This window comes from Aureimonas sp. ME7 (assembly GCF_903970965.1).
Classification (GTDB): Bacteria; Pseudomonadota; Alphaproteobacteria; order Rhizobiales; family Rhizobiaceae; genus Aureimonas.
Window position 1 is genome coordinate 528187 of record NZ_CAJCKW010000002.1, and the last position, 26684, is coordinate 554870.

Here is a 26684-nt window from a genome sequence, read left to right on the forward strand (position 1 = left end):
TGCATTCATCGGACGTGTCCTGACCATCGATCGGGAATGGCCGTGCGGCGCGACCGGGGGAGCGGGCGCGGTATGGCCCTGCGGAGGGAAAACGATGAAGACTGTGGTGACGGCCGGCGAGATCGTCGTCGAGATCATGGCGACGCGGGTCGGACAGACCTTTCTGGAGCCGGGCCCGCTGATCGGCCCCTTCCCCTCCGGCGCGCCGGCGATCTTCATCGATCAGGTCGGCCGCCTCGGCCAGCCCTGCGGCATGATCTCCAGCGTCGGCGCGGACGACTTCGGCACGATCAACATCGAACGCCTGCGCGCCAGCGGCGTCGATACGTCCGCGATCGCGGTCCACGAGGGCGCGGCCACGGGAAGCGCCTTCGTGCGCTACAACGCCGACGGCAGCCGCAACTTCGTCTACAACATCGCCCACAGCGCCTGCGGTCTCATGGCACTCGATGGCGCGGGCGAGGCGCTGATCGAGCGCGCGGACCATGTCCACGTCATGGGCTCGTCCCTGTTCTCGGCGGGTGCGATCGAGGTCACGAAGACGGCCGTCGAGCGGATCAAGGCACGCGGCGGCACCCTGTCCTTCGATCCCAACGTTCGGCCCGAGCTTCTGGCGGACGGCATGCGCGAAGCGCTTCATTGGATGGCGGCGCGATGCGACGTGTTCCTGCCGAGCGGCGCCGAGCTGTTCCTGTTTACGCGCTCGCAGGTGGAGGAGGACGCCGTCGCCGAAATCCTGGCGGGCGGATGCTCCGTCGTGGTCCTCAAGAAGGGAAGCGAGGGCGCCGTCCACTACGACCGGGCCGGGCGAACCGCCCTTCCCGCATTCCGGGCGGAGGAGGTCGACCCGACGGGCGCGGGAGACTGTTTCGGGGCGGGTTTCGTGTGCGCCTGGCTGCGCGGCGAAGCGCCTGCGGATGCCCTGCGCCTCGCCAATGCCTGCGGCGCGCTGGCGGTAGCCAAGAAGGGACCGATGGAAGGCACCGCCTTCCGCGCCGAGATCGACGCCTTCCTCGCCAGCCAGAACGAGGTCGATGCGGCATGAGCACGGCGGCCGACCGTCTCCGCGCCCTTCCCGCGCGTCATGCCGCCGGCGAACATGCCGGCATCGCCTCGATCTGCTCGGCCCATCCGCTGGTGATCGAAGCCACCCTGCGCCATGGTCTCAAGACCGGGCGCGACGTCCTGATCGAGGCGACCTGCAATCAGGTCAACCAGGACGGCGGCTATACCGGCATGACACCGGCCGACTTCCGCCGCTTCATCGAGCGGATCGCCGCCACGGTCGGCTTCCCACCGGAGCGGCTGATCCTCGGCGGCGATCATCTCGGCCCCAACCCGTGGAAGCATCTGTCTGCGGCACAGGCCATGGCAAAGGCGGAGGCGATGATCGAAGCCTATGCCGCCGCCGGGTTCGCCAAGCTCCATCTCGACGCTTCCATGGGATGCGCCGGCGAGCTCCCGGCGCTCGCGGACGAGATCGTCGCCGAGCGCGCGGCGCAGCTGGCGGCCCGCGCCGAGGCGGCCGTACGAAGCGGCGGACTGGTGCCGCCGGTCTATGTGATCGGAACCGAAGTTCCGGTGCCCGGCGGCGCGACGCACGCGCTGGATCACCTGGAGATCACCGACCCCGCCGCCGTCCGCCGCACGATCGAAGTGCACGAGATGGCGTTTCGGGCTCTGGGCTTGGAGGAGGCCTTCTCGCGCGCCATCGCGGTGGTGGTGCAGCCCGGCGTCGAGTTCGGCCATTCCGACATCGTCGTCTACCAGCCGTCGAAGGCGGAAGGTCTGACGCAGTTCCTGCGAGATCAGCCGCGCTGGGTGTTCGAAGCCCATTCCACCGACTATCAGCCCGGCTCCGCCTTGCGCTCCCTCGTCGGCGACGGCTTTGCCATCCTGAAGGTCGGGCCTTGGGCGACGTTCGCGCTGCGCGAAGCGCTCTACGGCCTGTCCGCCATCGCCGACATCCTCCACCCCGCGCCATCCGAGCCTTCGCTGCCCGATGCGATGGAGGCGCTGATGCAGGAGGAGCCGGGCAACTGGCGGAACTACTGCCACGGTTCGGCCGAAGAGCAGCATATCCAGCGCCATTTTTCCTATAGCGACCGCATTCGCTACTACTGGCCCGACGGCCAAGCCCAGGAGGCGGTGGAGCGGTTGATGCGTCGCCTCGGCGACCGGCCGATCCCCGTTCCACTCGTCGGCCAGCACCTTGGCAAGCTTCATGCGGCGGTCGCCTCCGGCGCGCTGGAGCCGACGGCGCGCGAGCTTCTCCTGGCAAGCGTGACGGCGGTTCTCGACATCTACGACGCGGCGACACGGCCGTGACGAACTTCATCGCAGGGCAGAAAGGCGATCGAGCATGAACCGCATTGGGATCGGCGTCATCGGCTGCGGCAACATCGCCATGACCTACATGCGCAACGCCGCCCTGTTTCCAGGCGTCGAACTGCGCGCCTGCGCCGATCGGGCGCCCGAAATGGCCGAGCGGCGCGCGGCGGAATACGGCATCCGAGCCTCCAGCGTCGACGAACTCCTCGCCTCGCCCGAGATCGGTCTCGTGCTCAACCTCACCATTCCTGCCGCCCATCACGACGTGACCATGTCGGCGCTCTCGGCGGGCAAGCACGTCTTCACGGAAAAGCCGCTTGGCGTCACGGTGGCAGAGGGCCGGGCGCTGGTGGCGGAGGCGGAGCGGCGTGGGTTGAAGCTCGGCTCGGCGCCCGACACGTTCCTCGGCGCCGCCGGGCGCCGGGCACGCGCGCTCGTGGATGGCGGCGCGATCGGCAAGCCCGTAGCCGGCACCGCCTTCATGATGGGGCGCGGCATGGAGCATTGGCACCCCAACCCGCAGTTCTACTACCAGCCCGGCGGCGGTCCGGTGCTGGACATGGGCCCCTACTACCTGACGGTGCTGGTCAACCTTCTCGGCCCCGTTTCGCGCGTCACGGCGCTCGCCGCCACGGGCGAGGCCGAGCGGCGGATCACCGCCGAAGGGCCGTTCCAGGATACCACCTTTCCGGTCGGCACTCCGACGACGCTGCTGTCCCTTCTTCAGTTCTCCAGCGGCGCGATCGTGACCTTCGGCGCGTCGTGGGACGTGTTTCGTCATTCCAATCATCCGATCGAGCTTCACGGAACGAGCGGCTCGCTCCGCCTGCCCGATCCCGACACGTTCGGTGGGACAGTCTCGCTGTCGGACCGGGGCGCGGAATGGGCGGATTTCGATACGGAAGGCTCCGACTTCGGTGCCCTCAACTGGCCCTTCGACGCACCGCGCCTTGCGAACTACCGGATGCTCGGCGTCGCCGATCTCGTCCGCTCGATCGAAACGGGGCGCCCGGCACGTGCGTCCGGCCATCTCGCGCTTCATGTCCTGGAGATCATGGAAGCGATCCTTCGCTCGGGCGAAACGGGAGAGCCTGTAGCCTTGGAGGGTACGGCCGAACGGCCGGCAGCGCTCGGCGACGAGGAAGCGGCTTCGCTCCTGAGCCAACCGCGGGCCGCCGCATGAGCCTCGACCCCGAAGCGGCGGAGGTTCTGCGTCTGGGTAAGCGATCGGGCGCCCCGCCCTTCGAGGACGGTACGCCGGATGAGGCCCGCGCGGCCTACCGCCTGTCCTACCCGCAGCTTCAGGGCGAGCGGGAGGCGGTCGCACGCAGCGTGGAAGAGACGGTCCCCGGGCTTGGGCCCCCCATTCCCATCCGCATCCATCGCGGGCTCGGCGCACCGGAAACGGGCGCCCCGGCGGTTCTCTATCTCCACGGCGGCGGTTGGGTCATTGGCGATCTCGAGTCGCACGACGACATCTGTCGCTGGTTCGCCAATCTCGGCGGATGCGTCGTCGCCTGCCCGGACTACCGGCTGGCGCCCGAGCACCCGTTTCCCGCCGCGATCGAGGATGGGGCCGCCGCCCTTCGCTTCCTCCACGAGCAGTCCGACCGGCTCGGCATCGATCCCGCGCGCATCGCGGTCGCGGGAGACAGCGCGGGGGGAAACCTCGCCGCCGTGATCGCCCTGATGGCGCGTGATCGGTCCCTGCCCCAGGTCGCCGCCCAACTCCTGATCTACCCGAACACGGACGCGGTGCAGGATACCGACAGCTACCGGCGCTACGCGGAAGGGTACGGCCTTACCCGCCGCACCATGCGCTGGTTCCGCGACCACTACATCGAAAGCGAGGCCGAGGCGCGGGACTGGCGCGTTTCGCCCCTGAGAGTGGAGACGCTCGCCGACGCGCCGCCCGCCTTCGTCGCGCTCGCGGGATACGACATCCTCCACGACGAAGGCGAGGCCTATGCCGAAAGGCTGCGGGCCGACGGCGTGCCGCTCGTGCTCCAGCGCCATCCCGGCCAGATCCACGGGTTCGTATCGGCCGGCCGGCATATCGGCGCGGCGCGCGATACGGTTCGCGCGGCGGTCGAGGCGTGGCGCTCGTTCGAGCCCCCCACTGGCGCTTGAAGGGTCCTTGGTCAGCTAAATTTCGTGGATGGTGGGCGCGTATTGCCGCAAAGCCCTTTCCGAAACGGGATGCCTTCCGTATTTCGCCGGTGCGGGGGTGCAATGACAAGCGGCGTTCCGATGGAAGAGGTCGATCCCATCATCACAGTGCTTCGCCTCGTCGAGGAGGAAGACGACGGCAACGCCATCGCGCGGCGCTTCTTCGAGCATCATCCCGATCTTGACCGAGCGGCCTTCCTGGAGGCCTGCTCGGTGGCGCTGGACATCATCGGCCTGAAACCGTCCCAACTGCACTGACGTCCGACAAGCCCGTCGCTAGGCGCGGCGCGAGGCGGATGGGACGCCGAACGCCGCCCTCCTGCGGGTGGTTTCGAAGTGGCTTTTAGCCCCGTGCCTTGACGATTCGATGACAGGCTTCCGGGGAAATTCAGCCGTACCTATTCCACCTTATCTTCCCCATTCGGGGTGTTCGGAGCCTGCGGCTCCGCCGACCGTGCTGGTGCCTCCGCGCGCACGAGCTTTCCTTCCTCCGCCTTGTGATAATACTGGCTGGCAACGAGCCAGCCCTTTAACGGGCGAAGCGGCAGGATGCAGGTGAGAAGCAGGAACGGTAGGGACACGAAGACGTGGACCCAGAAGGACGGCTCGTAGGCCACCTCAAGCCACACCGCGAAAAGCACCGCCGGAATGCAGCCGAAGCAGACGACGAAGAAGGCCGGTCCGTCGGCGGGATCGGCGAAGGAATAATCGAGGCCGCAGCGCTCGCAGCCGGGCGCGAGCTTCAGGAAGCCGTCGAACAGTCGTCCCTCGCCGCAGCGGGGGCAGCGCCCCCTGAGGCCGACCTTCCACGGCTCCAGCCGGGGTGCGCTCGGTTGTGTGCTCATGACGGCCTCGAATGGTGGGGATGGTGGGTCAGATCGGGCATACAGCCGGAAAGCCGCGCTCGCCACCCCCGGCCGGTTCTCACCGCAGTGCGGTGGACGCTTCCATCCGGTCGAGCCGGCGCTCCAGATGGTCCTGCCAGATCATGGACGGGAGGAGAAACAGGTCGATGATCTGCCCGATCCCGAACACGCCGACCGTGAGGAGCCACAAAAGCCCCGTCCAGGGCCGGCCGAGATAGAAGCGGTGCAGGCCGCAGATGCCGATAAGGCCGCAAAGCCAGAGAAGAAAGGCGGCGGGGCCGGACTTCATGATCGCGATGTCTCCGTTCGTCGTCGCAGGACAGGTGGGAACGCGGGAGGCCGATTTCGAGACGACCTATCGGCCGCGCTTCAACGAGCCGAGGATGCCGCGCACGATCGCGCCGGTGACGGTGGAAGCCACCGTGCGGCCGACCTGCTTCATCACGGTCTCGGCGATCGTCTGGCGCTGGTAGCCGGACCGCGCGGGCGCGCGCCTCGGCTCGGGCTGGCGCGTCGGCGCCTCGTCGCGCTCCGCCGGCCTTTTGTCCGCCGGCTCGCCCCAGGGCCCGCGCGGCTCAGCCGAGCGCCGGGCGGCGGCCTCCGCGCGCCGGAACCCGACGTCGCGATCGGCATCTCGCGCCTCGGCGCGGGCGGCGGGCGCCTGCGCCCGACCGACCAGGCGCTCATAGGCCGATTCCCGGTCCACCGAATGGTCGTAGCGCCCGGCGACGGGGCTTGCGCGCATGATCTCGGCGCGCTCGGCATCGCTGATCGGACCGACACGCCCGGCGGGCGGCCGGATCAGGGTCCGCTGGACCATCGTCGGGACGCCGCCCTTGCCCAGCACCGACACCAGCGCCTCGCCGACGCCGAGTTCGGTGATCGCGATCGCCGAATCGAACGCCGGATTGGGGCGGAACGTCTCGGCGGCGGTGCGGACAGCCTTCTGCTCGCGCGGGCTGTAGGCGCGAAGCGCATGCTGGATGCGGTTGCCGAGCTGCGCCAGCACCTTCTCGGGCAAATCGAGCGGGTTCTGCGTCACGAAGAAGACGCCCACCCCCTTGGAGCGGATCAGGCGCACCACCTGCTCCACACGGTCGACCAGCGCCTTCGGCGCGTCGTCGAAAAGGAGATGCGCCTCGTCGAAGACGAACACCAGCTTGGGCTTCTCGAGATCGCCGACCTCCGGGAGCTCCTCGAACAGCTCCGACAGGAGCCACAGGAGAAAGGTCGCGTAGAGGCGCGGGCTGCGCATCAACTCGTCCGCCGCCAGCACGCCGACGACCCCGCGCCCGTCGCGGTCGCAGCGCATGATGTCGGAAAGCTCCAGCGCCGGCTCGCCGAAGAACAGCCCGCCGCCCTGCGCCTCGAGAACCAGGAGCTGGCGCTGGATCGCCCCGACGCTCGCCTTGCCGACATTGCCGTAGAGGCGCGAGATCTCGTCCGCCCGATCGAGGATATGGGCGAGCATGGCCTGAAGGTCCTTCAGGTCGAGAAGAAGCAGCCCGTCCTCGTCGGCGATGCGGAAGGCGATGTTGAGAACGCCCTCCTGCGCGTCGCTCAGGTCCATCAGGCGCGACAGGAGGAGCGGGCCCATTTCCGAGACGGTGGTGCGGACCGGATGCCCCTTGCGCCCGAACAGGTCCCAGAAGATCGCGGGATATCGGTCGTTGTAGTAGGGCTCGAGCCCGATCGTGGCCGCTCGCGCCTTGAACGCTTCCCCCGGCTCGCCGCGCTCCGCCAGCCCGGACAGATCGCCCTTGATGTCGGCGCAGAACACCGGCACACCGGCGTCCGAGAAGCCTTCCGCCAGGACCTGCAGCGTCACCGTCTTGCCCGTGCCCGTCGCGCCGGTCACCAGCCCGTGCCGGTTGGCGAAGGCGAGGTCGAGATACTCCCCTCCCTCGCCGCCGCCCGCGCCGATGCCGCCAAGGAAAATGCGTCCGTCTTCCAGCATGGTGTCGCCTTCCCGTTCGATCAGCCAAGACATAGGGCGTCGAACCGGCAACGGGACGGTCGCCGTGCCATGCAAAACGACGGAGACGGCCGATTGCGCGCGGGGGCAAGTCTTGTCATCCTCGCGTTCCTTCCAGGCGCTTCCCGCGCCATCGAACCCTACGGACCCTCCACGATCATGAACGAACTCTGGAACCGGATCGCCGCGTCGGCCGAAATCGAGCCCGATACGGCCAAGCTCTCGGTGGGCTACATCCTGGCCTATATGCAGGCCGAAAGCGCGGATCCGGCCGTCGGGCAGATGATTTCCGAAACGCCGGAAGCCGACGAGGCGCTCGGCACGGCGGGCGACGCCGACTTTTCGGGCGGGGGCATCATGGCGCTCGGTGCCAAGCTCATGGGCCTCGGGCTCGATATGGGGCAGATCCGCCAGGTCGCCGAAGAGCTCGTCGCCTATTCCAAATCGACGTCGGGCGAAGACACGGTGAACCGCGCGATCTCATCGGTGCCTGCCCTCGCACCCTTCGTCTGACCGGGCGGCCGGGCGCCCGGGGCCTCGGACCGGATTTTCTCCGGCCGGAGGCTTGCCTTTGCGCCCGGCACAGGCTTTGGCTCCTCGCGAAGCGCGGCCGCCGGACCCGGCACGATACGGAATCGCCGGCCGCCACTTCCTCCGTCACGAGGACGATGGCCCATGATCGACGCCTATACGGTCTTTGGTTCGCAGGTTCGCCGCCATTCCACGCTCGGCGCCGACGACATTCCCCCCGAAGCCGTGTGGATCGATCTTCGAAATCCCACCCGCGACGAGGAACAGGCGATCGAGCGCCTGTGCGGCATCGAGGTGCCGACGCGCGAGGAAATGCGCGAGATCGAGGTGTCCAGCCGCCTCTACTCCGAGGACGGCGGCGACTTCATGACCGCATCCCTCGTCTACGGTCTCGACGAGGGGCGACCGGACTTCGGCCCCGTGACGTTCATCCTCGTCGGCCAGCGCCTGGTGACGCTGCGCTACACCAATCCACGCTCGTTCCAGATCTTCGCCACCAAGCTCTGCCGGGACGGCAGCGACGGCGCCTCGGCGCCGGCACTGGCGGCGCTCAACGTCTACGGCCCGCCGCCCGCGCCCCCGAAACCGTCGCGCTCGCGCGGGCCTACGGCCGATTCCATCGCCATCGGCCTTCTGGAAACCGTGGTGGATCGCGTCGCCGACCTTCTGGAATCGATCGCCTCCGATCTCGACCGGATCGGGGCCGATATCTTCCGCTCGTCCCACACCAAGACGCCCACCGCAACGGCGGACTTCAAGGAACTGCTGCAGCGCCTGGGCGCGGCCGGAGACATGTCGTCGCGAACGCGCGAAAGCCTGGCGACCCTCGATCGGCTCCTGCCCTTCCTCCAGTTCGTGTTGGACCGGCGCAAGCCGCAAAAGGAATTGAAGGCCCGCGTCAAGGCGATGGCGCGGGACGTGTCCTCGCTCAACGACTTCGTGTCCTTCCTGTCGAACAAGACGACCTTCCTGCTCGACACGACGGTCGGCATGATCTCGATCGAGCAGAACGCCATCATCAAGATCTTCTCGGTGGCCGCCGTCGGCTTCATGCCGCCGACCCTCGTCGCCTCGATCTACGGCATGAACTTCGCGCACATGCCGGAGCTGAACTGGACCTTCGGCTATCCGCTGGCGATCGTCCTGATGGTGCTGACCGCCGTCTTCCCGCTGATGTTCTTCCGATACAAGAAGTGGCTCTGACGCGCGCGCGGTTGAAGTCAGAGCTCAGCAACGCGGATCTCGCCGACCGGCGTCCCCTCCCAGTTGCGAAGGATGGTGCGCGACAGGGCATCGAAGCGCTCGGCAAGCGCGCCGTCGCTCGCACGAAAGATCCGCGAGAGCGTGGCGGCCACCAGTGCCTCCGAAGCGCGGGTCGCGCCATCCTCCGCCTTCAGGGCGAAGCCGAGACCGAGTTCGGGCACCGCTCCGCAAAAGACGCCTTCGGCGCCCGTCTTGGCGAAGACGCGGCCGGGAGCCGCCTCCATCAGGCGCACACATGCGCGCCCCGTTCCCGCCATCGCCCAAGGCTCCGCCATGCAGGCATCGATCAGCCGGCGACCGGCGCGCCCCCGCTCGGCCGAAACGCCGAGGCCGGATGCAAGACGGGCGAAGCCGGTCGCAAAGCCCGGCAGCGGCGCGGCATAGGTCGGGATCGAACACCCATCGATACCCTCAGGCGCGCCCTCGCCCGCCCGAGCGCCCGTCAGGTCCGAGATCGCGGCACTCACCCGGCGTTGCACCGGATGCTCCGCACCGACGTAGCCCCGCGTTTCCTCGCCGAGATGGACCGCCGTGCACAGAAAGCCCGCATGCTTGCCCGAGCAGTTATTGTGAAGCTGCGTCGGTTCGATCCCGCGGCGCGCCAGATCGCGCGCCACGGCGGGGTCGAACGGCCAGTGGCAGCCGCATTCGAGGTCGGGCTCGCCGAGCCCCGCGCGTGCGAGAAGCCTGCCGGCGCGCGCCACATGCCCCTCCTCCCCCGAATGCGAGGCGCAAGAGAGCGCAAGGTCGGCCGCATCGAAACCCCATGCGTCGGCCGCGCCGGTTTCGATCAGCGGCAGGGCCTGGAAGACCTTGATGGCCGACCGGGGAAACACCGGCCGTTCCAGATCGCCGGCCCCGAACACCACGCGGCCTTGCGGGTCGCAAACGGCCAGCGATGCGCGATGCCGGCTTTCGACGGCATTGCCGCGCGTCACTTCGATCACGATATCCTGGGACATGTCGGCTCGCTTGGCCTTCTCGGAAGGTTGGGGGAAACCGGCCGGCATGGGTCGGAATGGGCCTACCATGCGACACCACCTCCCGCCCTATCAAGTTGCCGATGCGTGTGTTGCGAATTCTCCTTCTCGTCCTGATCGTCGTCTATCTCCTGCCCGCCGGCCTTTCCCTTCTCCTGTGGAAGCTCGGGGAACACCCGTCGTCCTGGCGCGAGGCGGACTGGAGTTCGGCGGCCGTCCTGCCGGCTCCGACCGCTTCGCAGGAAGCCGCCGTCTACATCCTCGCCGCCCGGACCGGCGGGTTGAAGGGGGCGCTGTCGGAGCATTCCTGGGTCGTCCTGAAGCCGGCCGGCGCGCGAACCTACGAGCGCTTCGACAAGGTCGGCTGGGGTTCGCCCATCCGGCGCAATGGCTATGCCGCCGACGGACGCTGGTACTCCAACACGCCGCGCATCGTCGCCGAGTTGCAGGGCCGCGCGGCTGAGACGGCGATCCCGCAGATCCGCGCCGCCATCGACGACTATCCGTTCGCGGCGCGCGGGGGATACCGCATCTTCCCCGGTCCGAACTCCAACAGCTTCGTCGCGCATGTCCTGCGCAACGTGCCCTCGCTCGGCGCCGTGCTGCCGCCGGCCGCTGTAGGACGAGACTTTCCGGTCGACGGCAAGCTCCTCAGCTTCGACGGTGAATTCCGCGCCTCGCTCTTCGGCTATGCGGGCGTCGCAGTCGGGGCTACGAGCGGGCTCGAGGTTCAGATCCTCGGTCTCGTGGCAGGCGTCGATCCGTTTCGCGGCCTTCTCAAGGTTCCGGGCTTCGGCAGCTTTTCGATCGTCGGCTGAGCATGAGACGGCGCGCGGGCTTTATGCCGAACGCTTGGTCGCATCGGCCTGACCGATCTGGGTCAGCAACCGAGATGGTGAGTTGAAAGCTTCAAGAGGCCACCTGGTTCACAGCCGGATGCCCGCCTCTCGCCGCTCACCACGCTCCGGGGATTGGGATCGGAAGCCACCTTCGCCCCGGTGCCTCGATGCGCCATCGGACGCTCTTGTTCCCAGCCCCGCCGTTTTTTGCTAGCCGATTCCCAGTCGGGCCGCGCGGGCCCTTTGGAGGATTGACGATGTTCCTGAGTTGCGGCGACGCCCTGTTCGACCTCTTCGCCGACAGCGAGGCCGCCGACATCTCCCATATCGCGCTGAACGGCCGGATCGGCGGATCGGCGCTCAACGTGGCGCTGGGCCTTGCCCGTCTCGGCCATCGCTCGGCCTTCTTCTCCAAGGTTTCCAGCGACCTGTTCGGGCAGCGCATCCGCGCCTTCATGGACCGCGAGACGATCGACCGGCGCTTCGTGATCGACACGGATCGCAACACGACACTGGCGATGGTCTCGCTGGGTGCGGGCGGCACGCCGCGATACGACTTCTACATCGAAGGCACGGCCGACCGTTCCATCGAACCCGGCGAGATTCCTGCCGCCTTCCCCGACGATCTAGCGGCGATCCATCTTGCCGGGTCCTACTCCACGGTGGCCGAGCCGACGGCCGGCGCGCTCGCCCGTCTGGTGGCGCAGGAGCATGGGCGGCGCTTCATCTCCTACGATCCCAACATCCGGGCCTCGGTGATTCCCGATCTCGACATCTGGCGCTCCCGCATCGGGGCCACCGTTCCCTTCGCTTCCATGGTGAAGGCAAGCGAGGAGGATCTCGAACAGGTCCATCCCGGGCGCTCCATCGAGGCCGTCCTGTCCGGCTGGATCGAGGCGGGCGCTGCGCTGACGGTGGTGACGCTCGGTGAAAAGGGCGCGGTGGCGATGACGCGGGGCGGCACCGAAGTGCGCGTGCCCGGCCTGTCGGTGACCGTCGCCGACACGGTGGGTGCGGGCGATACGTTCCAGGCGACGATGCTGGCGCGTCTCTTCGAAGCCGGCTGCCTGTCGCCCGAAGGGGTCGCATCGCTTTCGGAAGCGGAGCTTTCCGAGTTTCTGACCTTCGCGGTGCGGGCGGCCGCCCTGACCTGCTCGCGGCGCGGCGCCGACCTGCCCCGCCGCGTGGATCTCGGCCTGCCGCCGCTCGTCTGAGATCATCGGGGGTCCCCTGGCGGCGATGTCGCTAGGGGATCCGGACCCAGCTCCCGCTCCGCAGCACGGTTCACACCACAGTTCTCGAACGCAAAAAACCCGCCGACCCTTTCGGATCGACGGGTTTCGTTCGTTCCGACGAGAAGACCCGAAGGTCTCCCGCCAGTCCACTTCTTAGTTGAAGCGGAACGAAGCCTTGGCCCACACGGTGTGGAAGTCCAGGTCGTCGTTCGACGTCGCGGTGAAGTTCTGCGACAGCGTGCCGTTCGTGTAGGTCACGGTCGTGTCGGACTCGCCGAGGTCGGTGTAGAGGTACTCGAGGCCGAGCGAGAGGTTCGGCGTGACGAGGTAGTCGACGCCAGCGCCGACGGCGTAGCCGACGTCGTCCGAGTCGGAGTTGACGGTCGGCACGAAGCCGTTGGTCGCCGTCAGCGTGCCCGGAGCGAAGTACTTCGTGTCCGTGTCGGCATAGGCGAGACCACCGGTCGCGTAGACGGCGAAGCGGTCAGCAACGATACCGGCCTTCGCGCGGACGGTGCCGACGAAGTTGATGTCCGAGGACACGCCGAACGTGTCGACGACGCCCGGAGCGGAGGTGATCGAGAACGACGAGTTGGACGAGGCGTCGATGTAGTTGATGTCGGCGACGACACCCACCAGGAAGTTGTTGATCTGGTAGTCGTAGCCGACGTGCACGCCGCCGATGAAGGCCGCGTCGTCGCTGTCGCCCGAGCCGCCCGAGAAGGCGGTCGTGGCGAAGGCGCCGGTGTTCGGGTTGTAGCGGACGTCGCCGGCGTCGTTGTTGAACGCAACACCAGCCTGGCCACCGACGTAGAAGCCGGTCCAGTTATAGGCCGGAGCGATCGCGACCACGGGGGCGGCGGGCTCTTCGTACACGACGTCGGCCGCGAGAGCCGGGGTCACGAAAGCCGTCGAGGCGAGAAGGAGGGCAAAACGCTTCATATTCGATACTCCACTGTCGCCTTGGCGACGTTTCTTCCAACGGATCCGACGACCCGAAAGACTGGACCCGATTATTTCGGGCTTGAGGCGATTTAGGGTCCGCACCCCTGCCGAGGCAATGGCACCTGGAGCGATCCCGACCGCCATGTGACCTGAGTGCAACAGCTTGGCGCAGGGCAGAATGGCGTTCGACGTCTTCAATACGGTCCCAAGCTTAAAGCTTGCTTAAACCATACCGCTTGGGTCCATGCATTTAATATAAAAAAATCAACATCTTAGGACGGCAATCAACGGATTGTTCACCAAGATTTTCGCAACTGCGAAAGGTGTGATGGACTCTCGCGTCATGACCCCTTGAACGGCGCTTGAACGGTCCGTTGTCCGCCTTCCGAACGGACGGGCAACCCGACTCGGAAAGCGGCATAATTATGCCGCAAATCAAGCACTTCGGCGCCTTACATGTGACCGAGGACTTAAGATGAAGGTCCGACCCGTGCGCGCGGCCGACGAACAAGCCGTGACGCATTGTCACCAAAAGCTCTCTTGCAACCATCGCGAAGGATTGGCATCGTCCCCTCCCTTCGGCGCCGGGCCGCCTTAATGGACGGCCCGGGCTTCGCGATTTCAGGCGTAGACGTCCATCACGTCCGAGAGAAGACGCAGCGCATCTTCCTTGGAGCGCTGGAACGAGTTGCGGCCGATGATCGAGCCGTTGCCCCCGCCTTCGCGAATGGCGCGCACCTCGTCCAGAAGCTCGTCGGTGTTCTTCGCCGCCCCACCGGAGAAGACGACGATCCGCTTGCCGGCGAACGAGGCCTGCATGACGTGACGAACGCGATCCGCTCCGGTTTCGCCGAGGATCTTGTTCTTCTCGTAGGAGGACACCGCGTCCTTCAAATCGACATGGCTGGTCGGCAGCTTGACCTTGATGATCGTCGCTCCGAGAAGGGCCGCCATGTGCGCGGCATAGGCGATGATGTCGAGGCCGGTTTCGCCTTCCTTCGTCACCTTGCCGCCGCGCGGATAGGACCAGACCACCGTCATCAGGCCGCGCGACTTCGCTTGAAGCGTGATCTCGCGCAGCTCTTCCATCATGTCGTAGGAATCGTCCGCGCCGGGATAGATGGTGAAGCCGACACCCACGCAGCCGAGCCGCAGCGCATCTTCCACCGTTCCCGTCAGCGCCTGGTCCTGCTTGTTGACCAGCGAGTTGCCGCTGTTGAGCTTCAGGATCAGCGGCACCTCGCCCGCGAACGTATCGGCCCCCTGCTCCAGAAGCCCGAGCGGCGCGGCATAGCCGGACACGCCGGAATCGATCGCCAGTTGGTAGAGGTAGTGTGGGTCGTAGGCGATCGGGTTGGGCGCGAAGGAGCGCGCCGGGCCATGCTCGAAGCCCTGGTCCACCGGAAGGATCACGAGGCGGCCGGTACCGGCCAAACGACCATGCATCAGGAGACGCGACAGGTTGGACTTCAGCCCCGGCGTCTCGCCCTCGTACCAGGACAAGATCTTACGTACGGTATCGGTTCTCAGCATCGGCGTTTCCTGCCCCAGAATGAAGGCGCCCGGCGAAGCGATCGGGCGCTCCAGGCTTTCATGCAGATGCCGCGACACAGCGGCAAGACCAGAAAATCTTGCGCTACCAATAAAATCGGTTGAATTAAAAGGCGCTGGACTGAGTGTGAACTCGATGTTGCTTCGGGAACATCCACCGGAGATGGTGAAAACATCATTTCAATGGATTTAATACGCTTTTCCTCCGATCAGGTCTTACGCGGGAGGGGACGCCGTGAACGAAAACAGGGGGCCGAAGCCCCCTGGATCCCATACCGACCGGCGATGAACGTTCAGTCGCGGTAGTAGCCGACGGTGCGCGCAGGCCGACCGACGATGCCGCCGAGCGCCGCGACGATCAGGCCGAGGGCCAAGCCGACGAAAGCGCCGAAGGCGGTCGCCGACGCGGCATTGGCGGCCTTGCCGGCAGCCTGACGCGCCTGGTCGACGGCTTGGTCGTACTGCGCCTGGAACTGGTTGAGGCGCTGCTCCGCCTCGGCTTGGCTGATGCCGGCCTGCGAGGAAATCAGCTGCACGGCCGCACTGCGCTGCTGCGGGGTCGCATCCTGGCCGAGGCCCTGGACGATCTGAGAGACCGCGGCGCCGAGGTCCTGCGTCCCGGCGGCCTGCCGGGCGTCGGCGGCGGCGTCCTGAGCCGCCCCTTGCGCCTGATCGGCCGCCTGCTGCGCCTGATTCTCGCCCCGCGCCAGAAGATCGCGCGCCTGCTGCTGCAGGCCGGGCGGCAGGGCGTCGAGCGAGTCCGGCGTGACCGACTGGACCGCCGAGCCGAGCGAGGTCACCGTGGAGCCCAGTGCTCCGAAGGCGCTGGTGGCGAGAGCCGAGGCGCCGCTGGTCAGGAGATAGACCGCGACGAGCGTTGCCGTCGCCCAGGTGGTGATGCCGTGCAGCGCCGCGTCTCGCTTGGCCGGGGCGCCGGCGAAGCGCGCGGCCGCGAAGGCGCCGATGAAGGTCGCGACGAGGACCGTCAGGATCGCCCAGATCCCGCTGGCCGAGGTGAAGGTGGAAAGGGCGGGACTGTCGGCGGTTTCCGGATCCAGCGTCGCCAGCCCGATGCCGATGCCCAGAAGCGCCAGCATAATCTGGATGACGAGCGCCAGGATCGTACCGGCTATGATGGCTCCCCAGGAAATACGCCGGACTGGCAAGGATCCGTATCCACTGCGATCGACGACATCGACCATGACGATTGACTCCAACTCTGGCGAGGCCTGGCGCCTCGACCGCATCGCCCACTCGAAATCGAGTGAAGCCCACCTCATGAAAACTTGGCGGCGGCGCGGATTTTTCCAGTCGGCGCGCCCGGTTTTCCCATCAAAACGCGTCCAAGCGAGGGAAGATCGAACGTTTGCATGCAACGTAGCGAGATTCCCGCCTCGCTCAGGGGCACGCAGGCCCGCGACATACGGCGCGAATGATCACCGCCGGGCTTCGACCGCGCCGATGGGTCGTGGTATGAACGCATCACCTGTTCGGCTTTGCGCGATGCCGACCCAAGTTTGACTGGCGCAAGTCGTCGTTCCGCCCTCTTTGTGTTCGCTGCCTGTCGGGCACGCCCATCCCCTTGCATTTGAAGGACCTTCGCCGAGTGTCTTCGCTGATTCGCGCTTTCCCGCCCGCCTCGTTCCGCATGCCGGCGGTGTCCTCGCTGGGCGTACTGATGATGGTGGCCCTGGCCGGGTGCCAAAGCGGCCCGACCTTGCAGTCGATCAGCCTCGAGCAGGCGCAGGGTTCGGCCGAGAATCTTTCCTCGCTGACCGCCGCCGTGAACGCCGATCCGCGCAACCCGGAAACCTACAACGTGCGCGGTATCGCCTATGGCCGGTCGGGCGACAACAAGCGCGCGATCCAGGATTTCACCACCGCGATCCAGCTCGATCCGAACTTCTACCAGGCCTATGCGAACCGCGCCCTGGTGCTGCGTCAGACCAACCAGAACGCCGAGGCCGTCGCCGACTACAACCAGGCGATCCGGATCAATTCGAACTACGACTCGGCCTATATCGGGCGCGGCAACATCTATCGCATCGCCAACCGCAACCGCGAGGCGCTCGGCGACTTCCAGAAGGCGATCGACCTCAACACGACCGATCCGCGCGCCTATCACAATCGCGGCCTGCTCTATCAGCTCGACAAGCAGCATCGGCAGGCAATCGAGGATTTCTCCACCGCCATCTCGATGGATGCCAACGCGCCCGAGCCCTATTCGGCCCGCGCCGTGTCCTACCTCGCGCTCAACAACGTCGAGGACGCCTCGGACGACATCAACCGCGCGATCCAGCTCGACGGCAAGCGCGCGGAATTCTGGGCGACGCAGGGCCTCGTCCTGGAAGCGCGCGGCGACAAGGCCAAGGCCTATCGCTCCTTCGCCCATGCCGCGCAGCTCGACCCGAACTACCAGCCGGCCAAGGACGGCGTCGGGCGCACGCGGGGCTCGGCGGCGGGCGCCTGAGGTTTCGCCTCGTCACGTTTCGTGAAGGGGCGGCGAAGGAGCCGTGGAAACAAAGTCTTGGGTCAAAGGTTAACGGCGCGAACTTATCGTTCCAGTCGAGTGAACCCAACCCATGAAAACTCCCCTCCTCGCCCTTGCCGCCCTCGCGGCGGCAACTGCCCTTCCCGCCACCGCAGAGGCCGGCGCCAAGGTCGGCACTTTGGTCTGCAAGAGCCAAGGCACGATCAATCAGATCGTCTCGTCCAGCGAGACGGTGCTTTGCAACTACATCCCGTTCGGCCGGACGCGGGCAGCCGAGACCTATGTCGGCACGCTCGACACCTATGGCGTCGATCTCGGCATCACCGGTCGCACGCTGATGACGTGGTCGGTTCTGGCCGCGAGCTTCCAGGAGGGCGAGCCGGTCTCGCTCGCCGGCCGTTACTTCGGCACCAGCGTCGACGTCTCGTTTGCGGCCGGGGTCGGCGGCAAGTCGCTGATCGGCGGGCCGAACCGTGGCTTCACGCTGCAGCCGACCAGCCTTCAGGTGCAGGAAGGCGTCAACGCCACGGTCGGCGTCGCGCGGCTGACGCTGGATGAGGCGCAACCCGTCGCGATGATCTACAAGCCGTAAGTCGGCAGTCGGGGAGCCCTCCGAGGGCTCCCCTTCTTCGTTCAGTGCGCGAGCGCCTTGACGATGTCCTCCACCATCTTCTTGGCGTCGGCAAACAGCATCATCGTGTTGTCCTTGTAGAACAACGTGTTGTCGATGCCGGCATAGCCGGAACCGAGCGAACGCTTTATGAAGAGGCAGGTCTGCGCCTGATCGACGTTGAGGATCGGCATGCCGAAGATCGGCGAGGACGGATCGTCGCGCGCTGCCGGGTTGGTCACGTCGTTGGCCCCGATCACGAAGGCGACGTCGGTCTGGGCGAACTCGGAGTTGACGTCCTCCAGCTCGAAGACCTCGTCGTAGGGCACGTTGGCCTCCGCCAGGAGCACGTTCATGTGCCCGGGCATGCGGCCCGCCACCGGATGGATGGCGTACTTCACCTCCACCCCCTCTCGCTTCAGCGTGTCGGCCATCTCGCGCAGGGCATGCTGCGCCTGCGCCACCGCCATGCCGTAGCCCGGCACGATGATGACGCGCGCCGCGTTCTTCATGAGATAGGCGGCGTCGTCGGCCGAGCCCTGCTTAACGGTGCGCTCCACCCCATCGGCGCTCGCCGGCCCCACGGCATCCGCCCCGAAGCCGCCGAGAATGACGGAGACGAAGGAGCGGTTCATGCCCTTGCACATGATGTAGGACAGGATCGCGCCCGACGAGCCGACGAGCGCGCCGGTGATGATCAGGGCGAGATTCTGCAGGGTGAAGCCGATGCCGGCGGCCGCCCAGCCCGAATAGGAATTCAGCATCGACACGACGACCGGCATGTCCGCGCCGCCGATCGGGATGATCAGGAGGACGCCGAGCATCAGGGCCGCAAGGACCACGAACCAGAACAGGGCGTGGCTTTCCGTCGTCGCGAAGACGAACACCAGAACGACGAGCAGAACCGCCAGCGCGATGTTGATCAGATGGCGCTGCGGCAGGAGGATCGGCTTGCCGCTCATCCGCCCGTCGAGCTTCAGGTAGGCGATCACCGAGCCGGTGAAGGTGATCGCGCCGATCGCGACGCCAAGCGACATTTCCACGAGCGCCTGGGCGTGGATCGCGCCGACCACGCCGATGCCGATGGCCTCGGGCGCATAGAGCGCGGCGGCCGCCACCATCACGGCCGCAAGGCCGACGAGGGAGTGGAACGCCGCCACGAGCTGCGGCATCGCGGTCATCGCGATCCGCCGCGCGACATAGGCGCCAATGCCGCCGCCAAGGCCAAGCCCCAAGACGATCAGCACCAGGCCGCCGAGCGAGGGCCGCGCCAGCGCCAGCGTCGTGAGGACGGCGAGCGCCATGCCGGCCATGCCGTAGACGTTGCCCCGGCGCGAGGTGGTCGGATGCGACAGGCCGCGCAGGGCCAGGATGAAGAGGACGCCGGAGACGAGATACAGGAAGGATGCGAAATTCTGGGACATCGTCCTAGCGATCCTTCTTCCGGTACATGGCCAGCATGCGCTGGGTCACCAGGAACCCGCCGAAGATGTTGACGCTCGCCAGGACCAGCGCGACGAACCCGAAACCGGTGGCAAGTCCCGAAGCGGACAGACCGACGGTCAGCACCGCGCCGACGATGATCACCGAGGAAATGGCGTTGGTCACCGCCATCAGCGGCGTGTGGAGCGCGGGCGTCACCGCCCAGACGACGTAGTAGCCGACGAAGATCGCCAGAACGAAGATCGCCAGATGGAAGACGAACGGATCGGAGCCGTGCGCGGCGACCTGCGATCCCGCTTGGATGGCGATATCGTCGAGGCTCGCGCGCGCCGTGCCGATCGACTGGCTCGCGCTGTCCAGCATCTGGCGCGTATGGGAAAGAGCGTTCTCGTTCATCAATCCCCTCCCTGGTCCGTCGCCGAGACGCCGGTATCGACGGGCGTCTCGCGCCTGAATCGATCCTGCACCACGTTGCCGTCATGCGTCAGCGCGGTCGCCGCCTGGAGCTCGTCCGAAAGGTCGATCCGCAGCGCGTGGGTTTCCTTGTCGATCAAGGTTTCCACGAAGGCCGACAGGTTGCGCGCGTAGAGAAGCGAGGCGGAGGCCGCGATGCGGCCGGGCACGTTGAGATAGCCGACGACGCGGGCCGGGCCGACTTCGGCCACCTCGCCGGGCACGGCGCCCTCGACATTGCCGCCCCGCTCCACCGCGAGATCGACGATCACCGAGCCGGGCTTCATACTTTCCACGACCGCGCGCGAGACGAGACGTGGCGCCGGGCGGCCGGGGATCAGCGCCGTGGTGATGACGATGTCCTGCTTGGTGATGTGGCTGGCAGTCAGTTCGGCCTGTTGGGCCTGATAGGCCTCCGACATCGGCTTGGCGTAGCCGGCGGCCGTTTCGGCGGCGCGGAACTCGTCGTCCTCGACCGCCACGAACTTGGCGCCGAGCGATTCGACTTGTTCCTTGGCGGCGGGGCGAACGTCCGTCGCCGTCACCACGGCGCCGAGGCGCCGGGCGGTCGCGATCGACTGAAGGCCGGCAACGCCCGCCCCCATCACGAAGACGCGCGCGGCCGGTACGGTTCCGGCGGCGGTCATCATCATCGGAAAGGCGCGGTCGTAGAGGGCGGCGGCATCCACCACCGCCTGATAGCCGGCGAGATTTGCTTGCGAGGACAGGACGTCCATGACCTGCGCGCGCGTGATGCGCGGCATGAGCTCCATGGCAAAGCTCGTCAGCCCCGCTTCCGCCATCTCGGCGACCGCGTCCTCGTGCCCATAGGGGTCGAGGATACCGACGATCACGGCGCCGCGCCGGTAGGAGGCGATCTCCCCGGCATCCGGCCGGCGCACCTTGAGGACGAGGTCGGCGCTTCCAGCCTCCTCAGCCTCGCCGATGCGCGCACCGGCGGCCTCGAAGGCGGCGTCGGGAAGGCGCGAGCCTTCCCCCGCGCCACGCTCGACCACGACCTCGGCACCGAGACCGATCAGCCGTTTGACGCTGTCGGGCGAGGCTGCGACGCGGGACTCACCCGCATCGCGCTCGCGCGAAACGAAGATCTTCATGAATGCTCCTCCCAAAGCAGCCGGACTCGGGCCACGCATGCGGCCCGGTCGATCCCTCGCCTCCCGTCCGGCCGTTCAGCCGGCGAAGGGCGTCAGTGCGTCTTGGGAGCTTTCGAGTCAGACAGGACGAAGCTCGCGGCCACGAAGAAGACGATCACTGTGAGCACGCTCATGATGATGCCGCCGCCGATGATCAGCCCGACCAGCATGCCCAGAAGGATCGCGACGATCGCGATGGAGCCGTACTTCACGAGCGCGAGGAAGCCCATATAGGTCCGGTCGTGCTCGGCGTAGTCCATCGTGGTGCCCTTCCACTCGTAACCCAGATCCTCGGCCATTCCGCTCCTGCCCTTCCACTCGTATTCGATGTGGGCGCAGTTATACGCGACGCATGCGCGCTGACAATCGGCCCCGTCATCTGCCCCCACGAAAACGGGGCGTCTCGAAAGACGCCCCGCCCGGTTCCCATCGTCATTTCCGACGTTCAGGCCGCCTGGCGCTTCTCGTGGCGGCCTTCCTCGACCTCCTCGATGATCTTGGCGATGAAGGCGGGAAGATCGTTCGGATTGCGCGAGGTGATCAGCGCCTGGTCGGTCACCACCTCCTCGTCGTGCCAGCGCCCGCCGGCATTCTCGACATCGGTCTTGATGGACTTGTACGAGGTCACGTCGCGACCCTTGATGACGCCGGCCTCCACCAGAAGCCACGGGGCGTGGCAGATCGCGGCCAGCGTCTTCTTGGAATTGTAGAAGTCACGCACGAAGGATACGGCGGCATCTTCCGCACGCAGCTTGTCCGGGTTGATCTGGCCGCCCGGCAGGACGAGCGCGTCGTAGTCCGAGACCGACACCTGCGACAGCACCTTGTCGACCGGAACGCTGTCGCCCCAGTCGGTCTCGTCCCAACCCTTGATCTCACCTTCCTTCAAGGACACGACATGGACCGTCGCGCCGGCCGCGCGTAGCTTTTCCAGCGGCTGCACGAGTTCGGACTGCTCGAAGCCGTCCGTGGCGAGAATGGCGATCTTGGCTTCGCGGATGCTGGGCATCGGGGTGACCTTTCCTTGCGGGCGCCGAGGCATCGTCGATCCGTAGATCGATGGTCGGCCCGCCCATGTTGGTGTTCGCGTTTCCAACGACCGGCTCCCGCGAGGGTTCCCCCGCCTCACTCGCCCTCTTCGATCTCGCGATCGATCGCCGCCGCCGCATGGCCATAGGAAAAACCGGCGCGCATCAGGGCCGCGACGTCGCGATCCCGGCGCTCGGCGCGCTCGCGCAGACGGTGGGGGCCGAGCCGTCTGCGCTTGGCGAGCCGCCGCGCCGCCTCTTCTTCGTCGGTCTCGTCGCCGGCCATCACGGCGGCCACGGTCTCGCGGTCGACGCCCTTTTCGGCCAGCTTGGCCGCGCTCTGGCGAAGCGAGGTGCCGCGCCGACGAAGGCTGGCGAGCTTGGATTCGGCAAAACTCCGGTCGTCCAGAAGCTTGAGCTCCACGAAACGCCCGACCGTTTCGCCGATCATTTCGGCGAACGCCTCCGGCTCCTCGCCCCGAGCCCTGGCGCGGCGCAGAACCTTGCGCTCCAGGACGCGGCGCAGGTTGGCTTCGGTGGAGGCGTAGCGTTCGAGGTAATGAGCGGCCGCCCGAAACATCCATTCGCGCGAGATGGGCCGAGGGATCTTGGGTGTGGGGGCTGCGGCGTCGCTCATGCCCATTCACTTAGGCGCTTCCGCCCCGCCCGTCATCCAACGAAAACGGCCCCGCCGCCGGAAGGCGACGAGGCCGATGCTGGAAGGGTCTCGGTCGAGGTCAGGCGGCGTAGGCCGCGCGTTCGTCGATCTCGCGAGCGGGATGTTCGGTCGGCTGGACATAGCCGAGGACGCCGAGTTCATAGGCGATCGAAACCGCCTCGGCGCGGGCGCGCTCCAACCCCGGCGCGCCGTCGTCGGTCAGGGTGAAAAGCGTTCCGCCGTGGAGGAACGGCGCTTCATAGGCCGCCCTAAGCACGAGGCCGATCTCCAGGCGCGGCGTCGGCGACTGTTCGATCATGCCCTCGATCGTGCGAGCGATGCGGCTCGGAATGGTGGTGACTGCGCTGGCGACGAAGGCCCAGTCACGGCCGCGCCGGCCCTTGCCGGCTTCCGCCGCCAGCATGCGGTCGGTCGCGAGCGCGGCATAGGCCGACAGCGGCGAAAAGCGGACGGGAATGAGGGCACGGTCCGAAAGACGGGCGCCGGCGCGCATCATCTCGGCATTGTCGCCGGCGTCGATGAGAGCCAGATCGCCCCGGCGGCGCGCGGCGCGTACGATCCGCTCCAGCGCGATCTCGTCGTCCGCCACCTCGACCTGGATATGCGCGGGGCGGCCGGGCTTCTGCGCCCATTCCGCGAGATCCTTGTCGCGGGCGGCGTCCACCAGCACGACGGGAATCTCGGCGGCGGCGGCGACACCCGCCAGCGTCAGCGCGAGCGTCGAGGAACCGGAGGTCTTCAGCGAGCCGATCGAAAGAACGGGCGTCATGGAATGTCCTTTTTGAAATCGGCGACCGGACGCACCGGATGCGCGAATACGGCATGCGTGAACGAAACGCCGGGACTGCGGGTGAACCGGCGCGAAGGCGGTTCATTCGCGACCCCCTCCAAAACGCCGGCCGGATCGTCGGTCCTCGATCGATGACCGGGGAACCCCGGCCGAGTCCGCCGGAGCTAACGCCTTCCGGCTTGACCGGAGCTTGCGGTCGCGCGATCCAGACGAAGCCCATCACGTCGACAAGGATCTCCCCCGCGTGCCCTCCCTCCCCACCATCGTCGCGGTGCCGGCCGACACGCGCCGTTTCGAGAACTACGAATGGCATGCCGCGCCCTCCACCTATCTGCGGGCGATCGTCGAGGCCGGCGGCGGGGTGCCCATCATCGTTCCCGCTGTGGTGGACGAGGACGAATTGGAAGCGATCCTTAACCGCGTCGACGGCGTCCTCGTCACAGGCTCGGCCTCCAACGTTCATCCCGATCGGTACGGCGTGGAGCCCACCGCCGCGCACGAGCCCTTCGACCCGGCGCGCGACAGGTTGACCGACATGATGATCCGCGCGGCCATTCGGCGCGCCGTTCCGCTTCTGGCCATCTGCCGCGGGCATCAGGAGCTCAACGTCGCGCTCGGCGGTTCGCTGGCGACCGAGATCCAGGAGACGGCCGGGCGCATGGACCACCGCGCCCCGACCCATCCCGAGCAGGACGCCCGCTTCGCGATCCGCCATCCCGTCTCGGTTGAGCCGGACGGGCGGTTGGCGGAGATCGTCGGCGCTTCCAGCATCGAAGTGAACTCGCTGCACCGGCAGGCGATCGACCGGCTGGCGGACGGGCTCGACGTGGAAGCTCGCGCTCCCGATGGAACCGTGGAAGCGGTTTCGGTGCGCGATGCGCCGGGCTTCACGCTCGGCCTTCAATGGCATCCGGAATACTGGGCGGCCACCGATCCCGCCTCTCGCGCGATCTTCACCGCCTTCGGGGACGCGTGCCGCGCCTACCGGGACGGTCGCTGAGCTAGCCCGGCCAGGACGCCAGCAGCAGACCCGACCCGACGAGAACGAGCAGCGCCGCCCCGCCGATCTCCAGAACGGTGCGCACGCTCCGCCCCCGCCCGCCCGAGCGTCCGAGGAGAAGCGCCAGTCCCTTGCCCGAGACGGCGAGCGCGGCGATGGCCGACACGGTGATCGCGGTGCCAAGCGCCATGGCGAGCACCGACAGCGACCCGGCCGCATAAAGACCGTTCATCAGGGCGAAGGTCAGAACCACGATCGCGCCGGAGCAGGGGCGAAGGCCGATCGCCAGAACTGTGGAGAGCCCGGCGCGCCAGGAAAAGGACCCATCCGCCAGGGAGGCCGCATCCGGCATGTGCGGACGCCCGCAGTCGCAGGCATCGCCCGTCGGATCGTCGCAGATCTCCGCGCCGTAACCGCCCGATGCGCGCAAGGAGCTGGCGCCTCGCGTCGCTTGCGCGCTCGTGAAGGTGCCGCGCCCGGCGAAGGCCAGCGCCGAGCCGGAGCGCTGCCGGGCCGGTGAGAGGTCCCCGATCCGCCGCATCGCCGGGCGCAGGAGTGGCCAGCCCTTGCGTATCAGAAGCCAAAGACCGAGCGCCGCGATCATCGCGTAGGAGCCGAGTTCGAGGCCGAAGGCAAGGTTGGTCATCGAAAGCCCCGTGCCGCGAAGAACGAACCAGCCGAGAAGAACGACGAGATAGGCCGACAGCGCCTGCACCAGCGCCGCGCCGAACGACAGAGCGACCCCGCGCCGAAGCGCCACCTCGTTCGCCAGCATGTAGGAGGACAGGACGGCTTTGCCATGGCCGGGCCCCGCCGCATGAAACACACCGTAGACGAAGGACAGGCCGAGCAGCCAGCCGAACCCACCCCCGCCGTCGCGAAGCGCGACGAGCGCCTGGCGCAGATCGACGAAGAAGGTGCGCTGGACGGCGAGAACCCAGGCGAAGAAGCCCGCGAAAAGGCCGCTCGGCGCTGCCGTGACCTCGGCGGTGCCGATGCCGAGCGAAGACTGTGCATGCGCCGCGCCGCCGAGCAGCGCCAGGCCGACGAGAAGCGGCAGAATTCCGATCAGCCGGCGCATCGCACGTCGATCCGCGTGGCCAGGAGCTGGGAGAAGTTCACCCCGTCCTCGGGGATCGACTGGCCGGGCTTCAGCATGGAAACGGAGTTCATCCAGTCGGCCGCATCCTCGTCCGGGTTGGGCTGGGTGAACGTCTTCTTGCAGGTCGTCGGCATGTCGAGAAGCTGGAAGGAATTCTCGTCGGCGAAGTCGAAGGCAACGAAATAGGATTCGTCGTAGACGGAGAAGGTGACGTCGGACGCCTTGAGGTCGACCGGCTCGGCCGGCTTCATCTCGAAGAACAGGATCAGCTGCCCCTTTTCGAATAACCCCCGGATTTCGCCCGGCGGGGTCAGCTTGATGTCCTTACCGCCGATAGTGACAAACGTGTAGAATTCCCACTCCGCGATCGACTGACGCACGGTCTCGGACACGGCGTGGATCTCGTCGTCGTCGAGCGTTCCGTTGCCGTTCTTGTCGAAGTCCACCACGACGGAGGACGAGAACAGCTCGTCGAAGCGCCAAATGTTGCGCACGGAGGACAGCATGCCGTCCGGGGTTCCCACGATCTCCATCCGCGACTCGGAGAAGACGTGCGGATGGGCGCTCGCCGGCAACGCGCCGCCGGCCGACAGCGCGCAAACGGAAGCTGCGAGGATCGATGATCGGCGCATGTGTCGTCCCCGGTTTCACCCCGCTCCGGGAACGACGCTTAAACCAAGGCGAAAGTGGGGAAAAGAGGCGCGCCCTTACTGCAGAACCACGACACGCGCGCCCACATGCACGCGCTCGAAGAGATCCTGCACGTCGTCGTTGCGCATGCGGAAGCAGCCGGCCGACGCAGCCGAGCCGATCGAGTTCGGCGAATTCGTCCCGTGGATGCGATAGGTGCCCCAGCCAAGATTCATGGCGCGCTTGCCGAGCGGATTGTTCGGCCCCGGGCCCATCGAGGCGGGCAGGCTCGGCTTCTTCTCGCGCATGGAGGGTGTCGGCACCCAGGTCGGGTTCAGGCGCTTCTTCGACACCCAGCTCGTGCCGAACCACTGTTCGCTCGGCTTGCCGACGGCGATGTCGTATTGCAGGGCCGAGTCGGGGCCGGTCACCAGAAAGAGCTGTCGCGCCCCGGTCATCACCACGATCGTGCCCGGCTCGTAGTCGCCGATGAACACCGTCTCGCGGGCCTGCACGGCGGCACTGGCGGCGCCCCCGCTCCCCAGGCTCAAGACGGCGGCAAGGAGAAGAGCGGGCAATCGGCGCATGGGAAACCTCGGCATCGCATCGGGGCCGAGAG

Annotated in this window: 28 protein-coding genes and 1 pseudogene; 12 read left to right on the top strand and 17 right to left on the bottom strand. The window is 67.2% G+C overall.

The features are described 5' to 3' along the window. The first annotated feature begins 94 nt into the window (after positions 1-94). From H7A85_RS06045 to H7A85_RS06065, 5 genes are all read left to right on the top strand, one after another. A complete protein-coding gene (locus H7A85_RS06045) occupies positions 95-1045 on the top strand; it encodes a sugar kinase (protein ID WP_182084972.1) in 951 nt (316 codons plus the stop codon). Next, positions 1042-2328 carry a D-tagatose-bisphosphate aldolase, class II, non-catalytic subunit gene (locus H7A85_RS06050; RefSeq protein ID WP_182084973.1) on the top strand — a complete coding sequence of 429 codons (1287 nt, stop codon included), beginning with the start codon at positions 1042-1044 and terminating at the stop codon, positions 2326-2328. The genes H7A85_RS06045 and H7A85_RS06050 overlap by 4 nt, the downstream gene beginning before the upstream one ends. A 34-nt stretch (positions 2329-2362) precedes the next feature. Continuing rightward, positions 2363-3514, top strand: a complete 1152-nt coding sequence (locus tag H7A85_RS06055; protein ID WP_182084974.1) for a Gfo/Idh/MocA family oxidoreductase — start codon at positions 2363-2365, stop codon at positions 3512-3514. After that, positions 3511-4461, top strand: a complete 951-nt coding sequence (locus H7A85_RS06060; protein WP_182084975.1) for an alpha/beta hydrolase — start codon at positions 3511-3513, stop codon at positions 4459-4461. Before H7A85_RS06055 ends, H7A85_RS06060 begins: the two co-directional genes overlap by 4 nt. Before the next feature lie 120 nt (positions 4462-4581). Then, positions 4582-4758 (top strand): hypothetical protein, encoded by a 177-nt coding sequence (locus tag H7A85_RS06065; protein WP_182084976.1) that lies wholly within the window; start codon positions 4582-4584, stop codon positions 4756-4758. Between the two features lie 140 nt (positions 4759-4898). Here H7A85_RS06065 and H7A85_RS06070 read toward each other — a convergent pair whose 3' ends face one another. From H7A85_RS06070 to H7A85_RS06080, 3 genes are all read right to left on the bottom strand, one after another. Beyond that, positions 4899-5345: a DUF983 domain-containing protein gene (locus H7A85_RS06070; RefSeq protein ID WP_182084977.1), complete on the bottom strand. Its 447-nt coding sequence runs from the start codon at positions 5343-5345 to the stop codon at positions 4899-4901. A 79-nt stretch (positions 5346-5424) separates the two neighbouring features. Continuing rightward, a complete protein-coding gene (locus H7A85_RS06075) occupies positions 5425-5655 on the bottom strand; it encodes a TM2 domain-containing protein (protein WP_182084978.1) in 231 nt (76 codons plus the stop codon). A gap of 66 nt (positions 5656-5721) precedes the next feature. Further along, complete coding sequence (locus H7A85_RS06080; protein WP_182085097.1) at positions 5722-7323, bottom strand: helicase HerA-like domain-containing protein; 1602 nt, start codon at positions 7321-7323, stop codon at positions 5722-5724. Between the two features lie 177 nt (positions 7324-7500). On the opposite strand from H7A85_RS06080, the gene H7A85_RS06085 reads away from it, so the two are divergent. Both H7A85_RS06085 and H7A85_RS06090 read left to right on the top strand, forming a co-directional pair. Continuing rightward, a complete protein-coding gene (locus H7A85_RS06085; RefSeq protein ID WP_182084979.1) occupies positions 7501-7854 on the top strand; it encodes a DUF2267 domain-containing protein in 354 nt (117 codons plus the stop codon). A 162-nt stretch (positions 7855-8016) separates the two neighbouring features. Beyond that, positions 8017-9075, top strand: a complete 1059-nt coding sequence (locus H7A85_RS06090) for a magnesium transporter CorA family protein (protein WP_182084980.1) — start codon at positions 8017-8019, stop codon at positions 9073-9075. A 17-nt stretch (positions 9076-9092) separates the two neighbouring features. On the opposite strand, the gene H7A85_RS06095 is transcribed toward H7A85_RS06090, so the two are convergent. Continuing rightward, complete coding sequence (locus tag H7A85_RS06095) at positions 9093-10097, bottom strand: asparaginase (protein ID WP_182084981.1); 1005 nt, start codon at positions 10095-10097, stop codon at positions 9093-9095. Between the two features lie 101 nt (positions 10098-10198). Between H7A85_RS06095 and H7A85_RS06100 the strand changes: the two genes are divergently transcribed. Both H7A85_RS06100 and H7A85_RS06105 read left to right on the top strand, forming a co-directional pair. Then, positions 10199-10933: a DUF3750 domain-containing protein gene (locus tag H7A85_RS06100; protein ID WP_182084982.1), complete on the top strand. Its 735-nt coding sequence runs from the start codon at positions 10199-10201 to the stop codon at positions 10931-10933. A gap of 278 nt (positions 10934-11211) precedes the next feature. After that, positions 11212-12168, top strand: a complete 957-nt coding sequence (locus H7A85_RS06105) for a carbohydrate kinase (protein WP_182084983.1) — start codon at positions 11212-11214, stop codon at positions 12166-12168. 174 nt (positions 12169-12342) lie between these two features. Here the strand turns inward: H7A85_RS06105 and H7A85_RS06110 are convergent, their stop codons facing one another. The 3 genes from H7A85_RS06110 to H7A85_RS06120 form a co-directional block, all read right to left on the bottom strand. Next, positions 12343-13131, bottom strand: a complete 789-nt coding sequence (locus H7A85_RS06110) for an outer membrane beta-barrel protein (RefSeq protein WP_182084984.1) — start codon at positions 13129-13131, stop codon at positions 12343-12345. 624 nt (positions 13132-13755) lie between these two features. Next, positions 13756-14667, bottom strand: a complete 912-nt coding sequence (locus H7A85_RS06115; RefSeq protein WP_182084985.1) for a class I fructose-bisphosphate aldolase — start codon at positions 14665-14667, stop codon at positions 13756-13758. A gap of 311 nt (positions 14668-14978) precedes the next feature. Continuing rightward, a complete protein-coding gene (locus H7A85_RS06120) occupies positions 14979-15887 on the bottom strand; it encodes a hypothetical protein (protein WP_182084986.1) in 909 nt (302 codons plus the stop codon). A gap of 446 nt (positions 15888-16333) precedes the next feature. On the opposite strand from H7A85_RS06120, the gene H7A85_RS06125 reads away from it, so the two are divergent. Further along, positions 16334-17155: a tetratricopeptide repeat protein gene (locus H7A85_RS06125; RefSeq protein WP_182085098.1), complete on the top strand. Its 822-nt coding sequence runs from the start codon at positions 16334-16336 to the stop codon at positions 17153-17155. Between the two features lie 112 nt (positions 17156-17267). Further along, on the top strand, positions 17268-17768 hold the full coding sequence (locus H7A85_RS06130; RefSeq protein ID WP_182084987.1) for a DUF992 domain-containing protein: 501 nt from the start codon (positions 17268-17270) through the stop codon (positions 17766-17768). Positions 17769-17809: 41 nt separating this feature from the next. Here the strand turns inward: H7A85_RS06130 and H7A85_RS06135 are convergent, their stop codons facing one another. The 7 genes and pseudogenes from H7A85_RS06135 to H7A85_RS06165 all read right to left on the bottom strand — a co-directional run bounded on the left by H7A85_RS06135 (position 17810) and on the right by H7A85_RS06165 (position 23312). Further along, the gene (locus tag H7A85_RS06135) at positions 17810-19210 is read right to left on the bottom strand and encodes an NAD(P)(+) transhydrogenase (Re/Si-specific) subunit beta (RefSeq protein ID WP_182084988.1); all 1401 of its coding nucleotides are present in this window, start codon (positions 19208-19210) and stop codon (positions 17810-17812) included. A 4-nt stretch (positions 19211-19214) separates the two neighbouring features. Continuing rightward, a pseudogene (locus tag H7A85_RS06140) lies at positions 19215-19496 on the bottom strand (proton-translocating transhydrogenase family protein); the annotation flags it as partial. A 128-nt stretch (positions 19497-19624) separates the two neighbouring features. Next, positions 19625-20797 carry a Re/Si-specific NAD(P)(+) transhydrogenase subunit alpha gene (locus H7A85_RS06145; RefSeq protein ID WP_182084990.1) on the bottom strand — a complete coding sequence of 391 codons (1173 nt, stop codon included), beginning with the start codon at positions 20795-20797 and terminating at the stop codon, positions 19625-19627. Positions 20798-20889: 92 nt separating this feature from the next. Then, complete coding sequence (locus H7A85_RS06150) at positions 20890-21135, bottom strand: aa3-type cytochrome c oxidase subunit IV (protein WP_182084991.1); 246 nt, start codon at positions 21133-21135, stop codon at positions 20890-20892. A 146-nt stretch (positions 21136-21281) separates the two neighbouring features. Continuing rightward, entirely contained in the window at positions 21282-21845 is a 564-nt protein-coding gene (locus H7A85_RS06155) for a type 1 glutamine amidotransferase domain-containing protein (protein WP_182084992.1), read from the bottom strand. Positions 21846-21961: 116 nt separating this feature from the next. Further along, positions 21962-22501, bottom strand: a complete 540-nt coding sequence (locus tag H7A85_RS06160; RefSeq protein WP_182084993.1) for a RecX family transcriptional regulator — start codon at positions 22499-22501, stop codon at positions 21962-21964. 100 nt (positions 22502-22601) lie between these two features. Further along, a complete protein-coding gene (locus H7A85_RS06165; protein WP_182084994.1) occupies positions 22602-23312 on the bottom strand; it encodes a chromosome partitioning protein ParA in 711 nt (236 codons plus the stop codon). Between the two features lie 265 nt (positions 23313-23577). On the opposite strand from H7A85_RS06165, the gene H7A85_RS06170 reads away from it, so the two are divergent. Then, positions 23578-24333 carry a gamma-glutamyl-gamma-aminobutyrate hydrolase family protein gene (locus H7A85_RS06170; RefSeq protein ID WP_182084995.1) on the top strand — a complete coding sequence of 252 codons (756 nt, stop codon included), beginning with the start codon at positions 23578-23580 and terminating at the stop codon, positions 24331-24333. Position 24334: 1 nt separating this feature from the next. Here the strand turns inward: H7A85_RS06170 and H7A85_RS06175 are convergent, their stop codons facing one another. The 3 genes from H7A85_RS06175 to H7A85_RS06185 all read right to left on the bottom strand — a co-directional run bounded on the left by H7A85_RS06175 (position 24335) and on the right by H7A85_RS06185 (position 26652). After that, on the bottom strand, positions 24335-25414 hold the full coding sequence (locus tag H7A85_RS06175; RefSeq protein WP_182084996.1) for a nickel/cobalt transporter: 1080 nt from the start codon (positions 25412-25414) through the stop codon (positions 24335-24337). Further along, on the bottom strand, positions 25402-26067 hold the full coding sequence (locus H7A85_RS06180; RefSeq protein WP_182084997.1) for a DUF1007 family protein: 666 nt from the start codon (positions 26065-26067) through the stop codon (positions 25402-25404). Before H7A85_RS06180 ends, H7A85_RS06175 begins: the two co-directional genes overlap by 13 nt. A 75-nt stretch (positions 26068-26142) precedes the next feature. After that, positions 26143-26652, bottom strand: a complete 510-nt coding sequence (locus H7A85_RS06185; protein ID WP_182084998.1) for a L,D-transpeptidase — start codon at positions 26650-26652, stop codon at positions 26143-26145. Between the last annotated feature and the right edge of the window lie 32 nt (positions 26653-26684).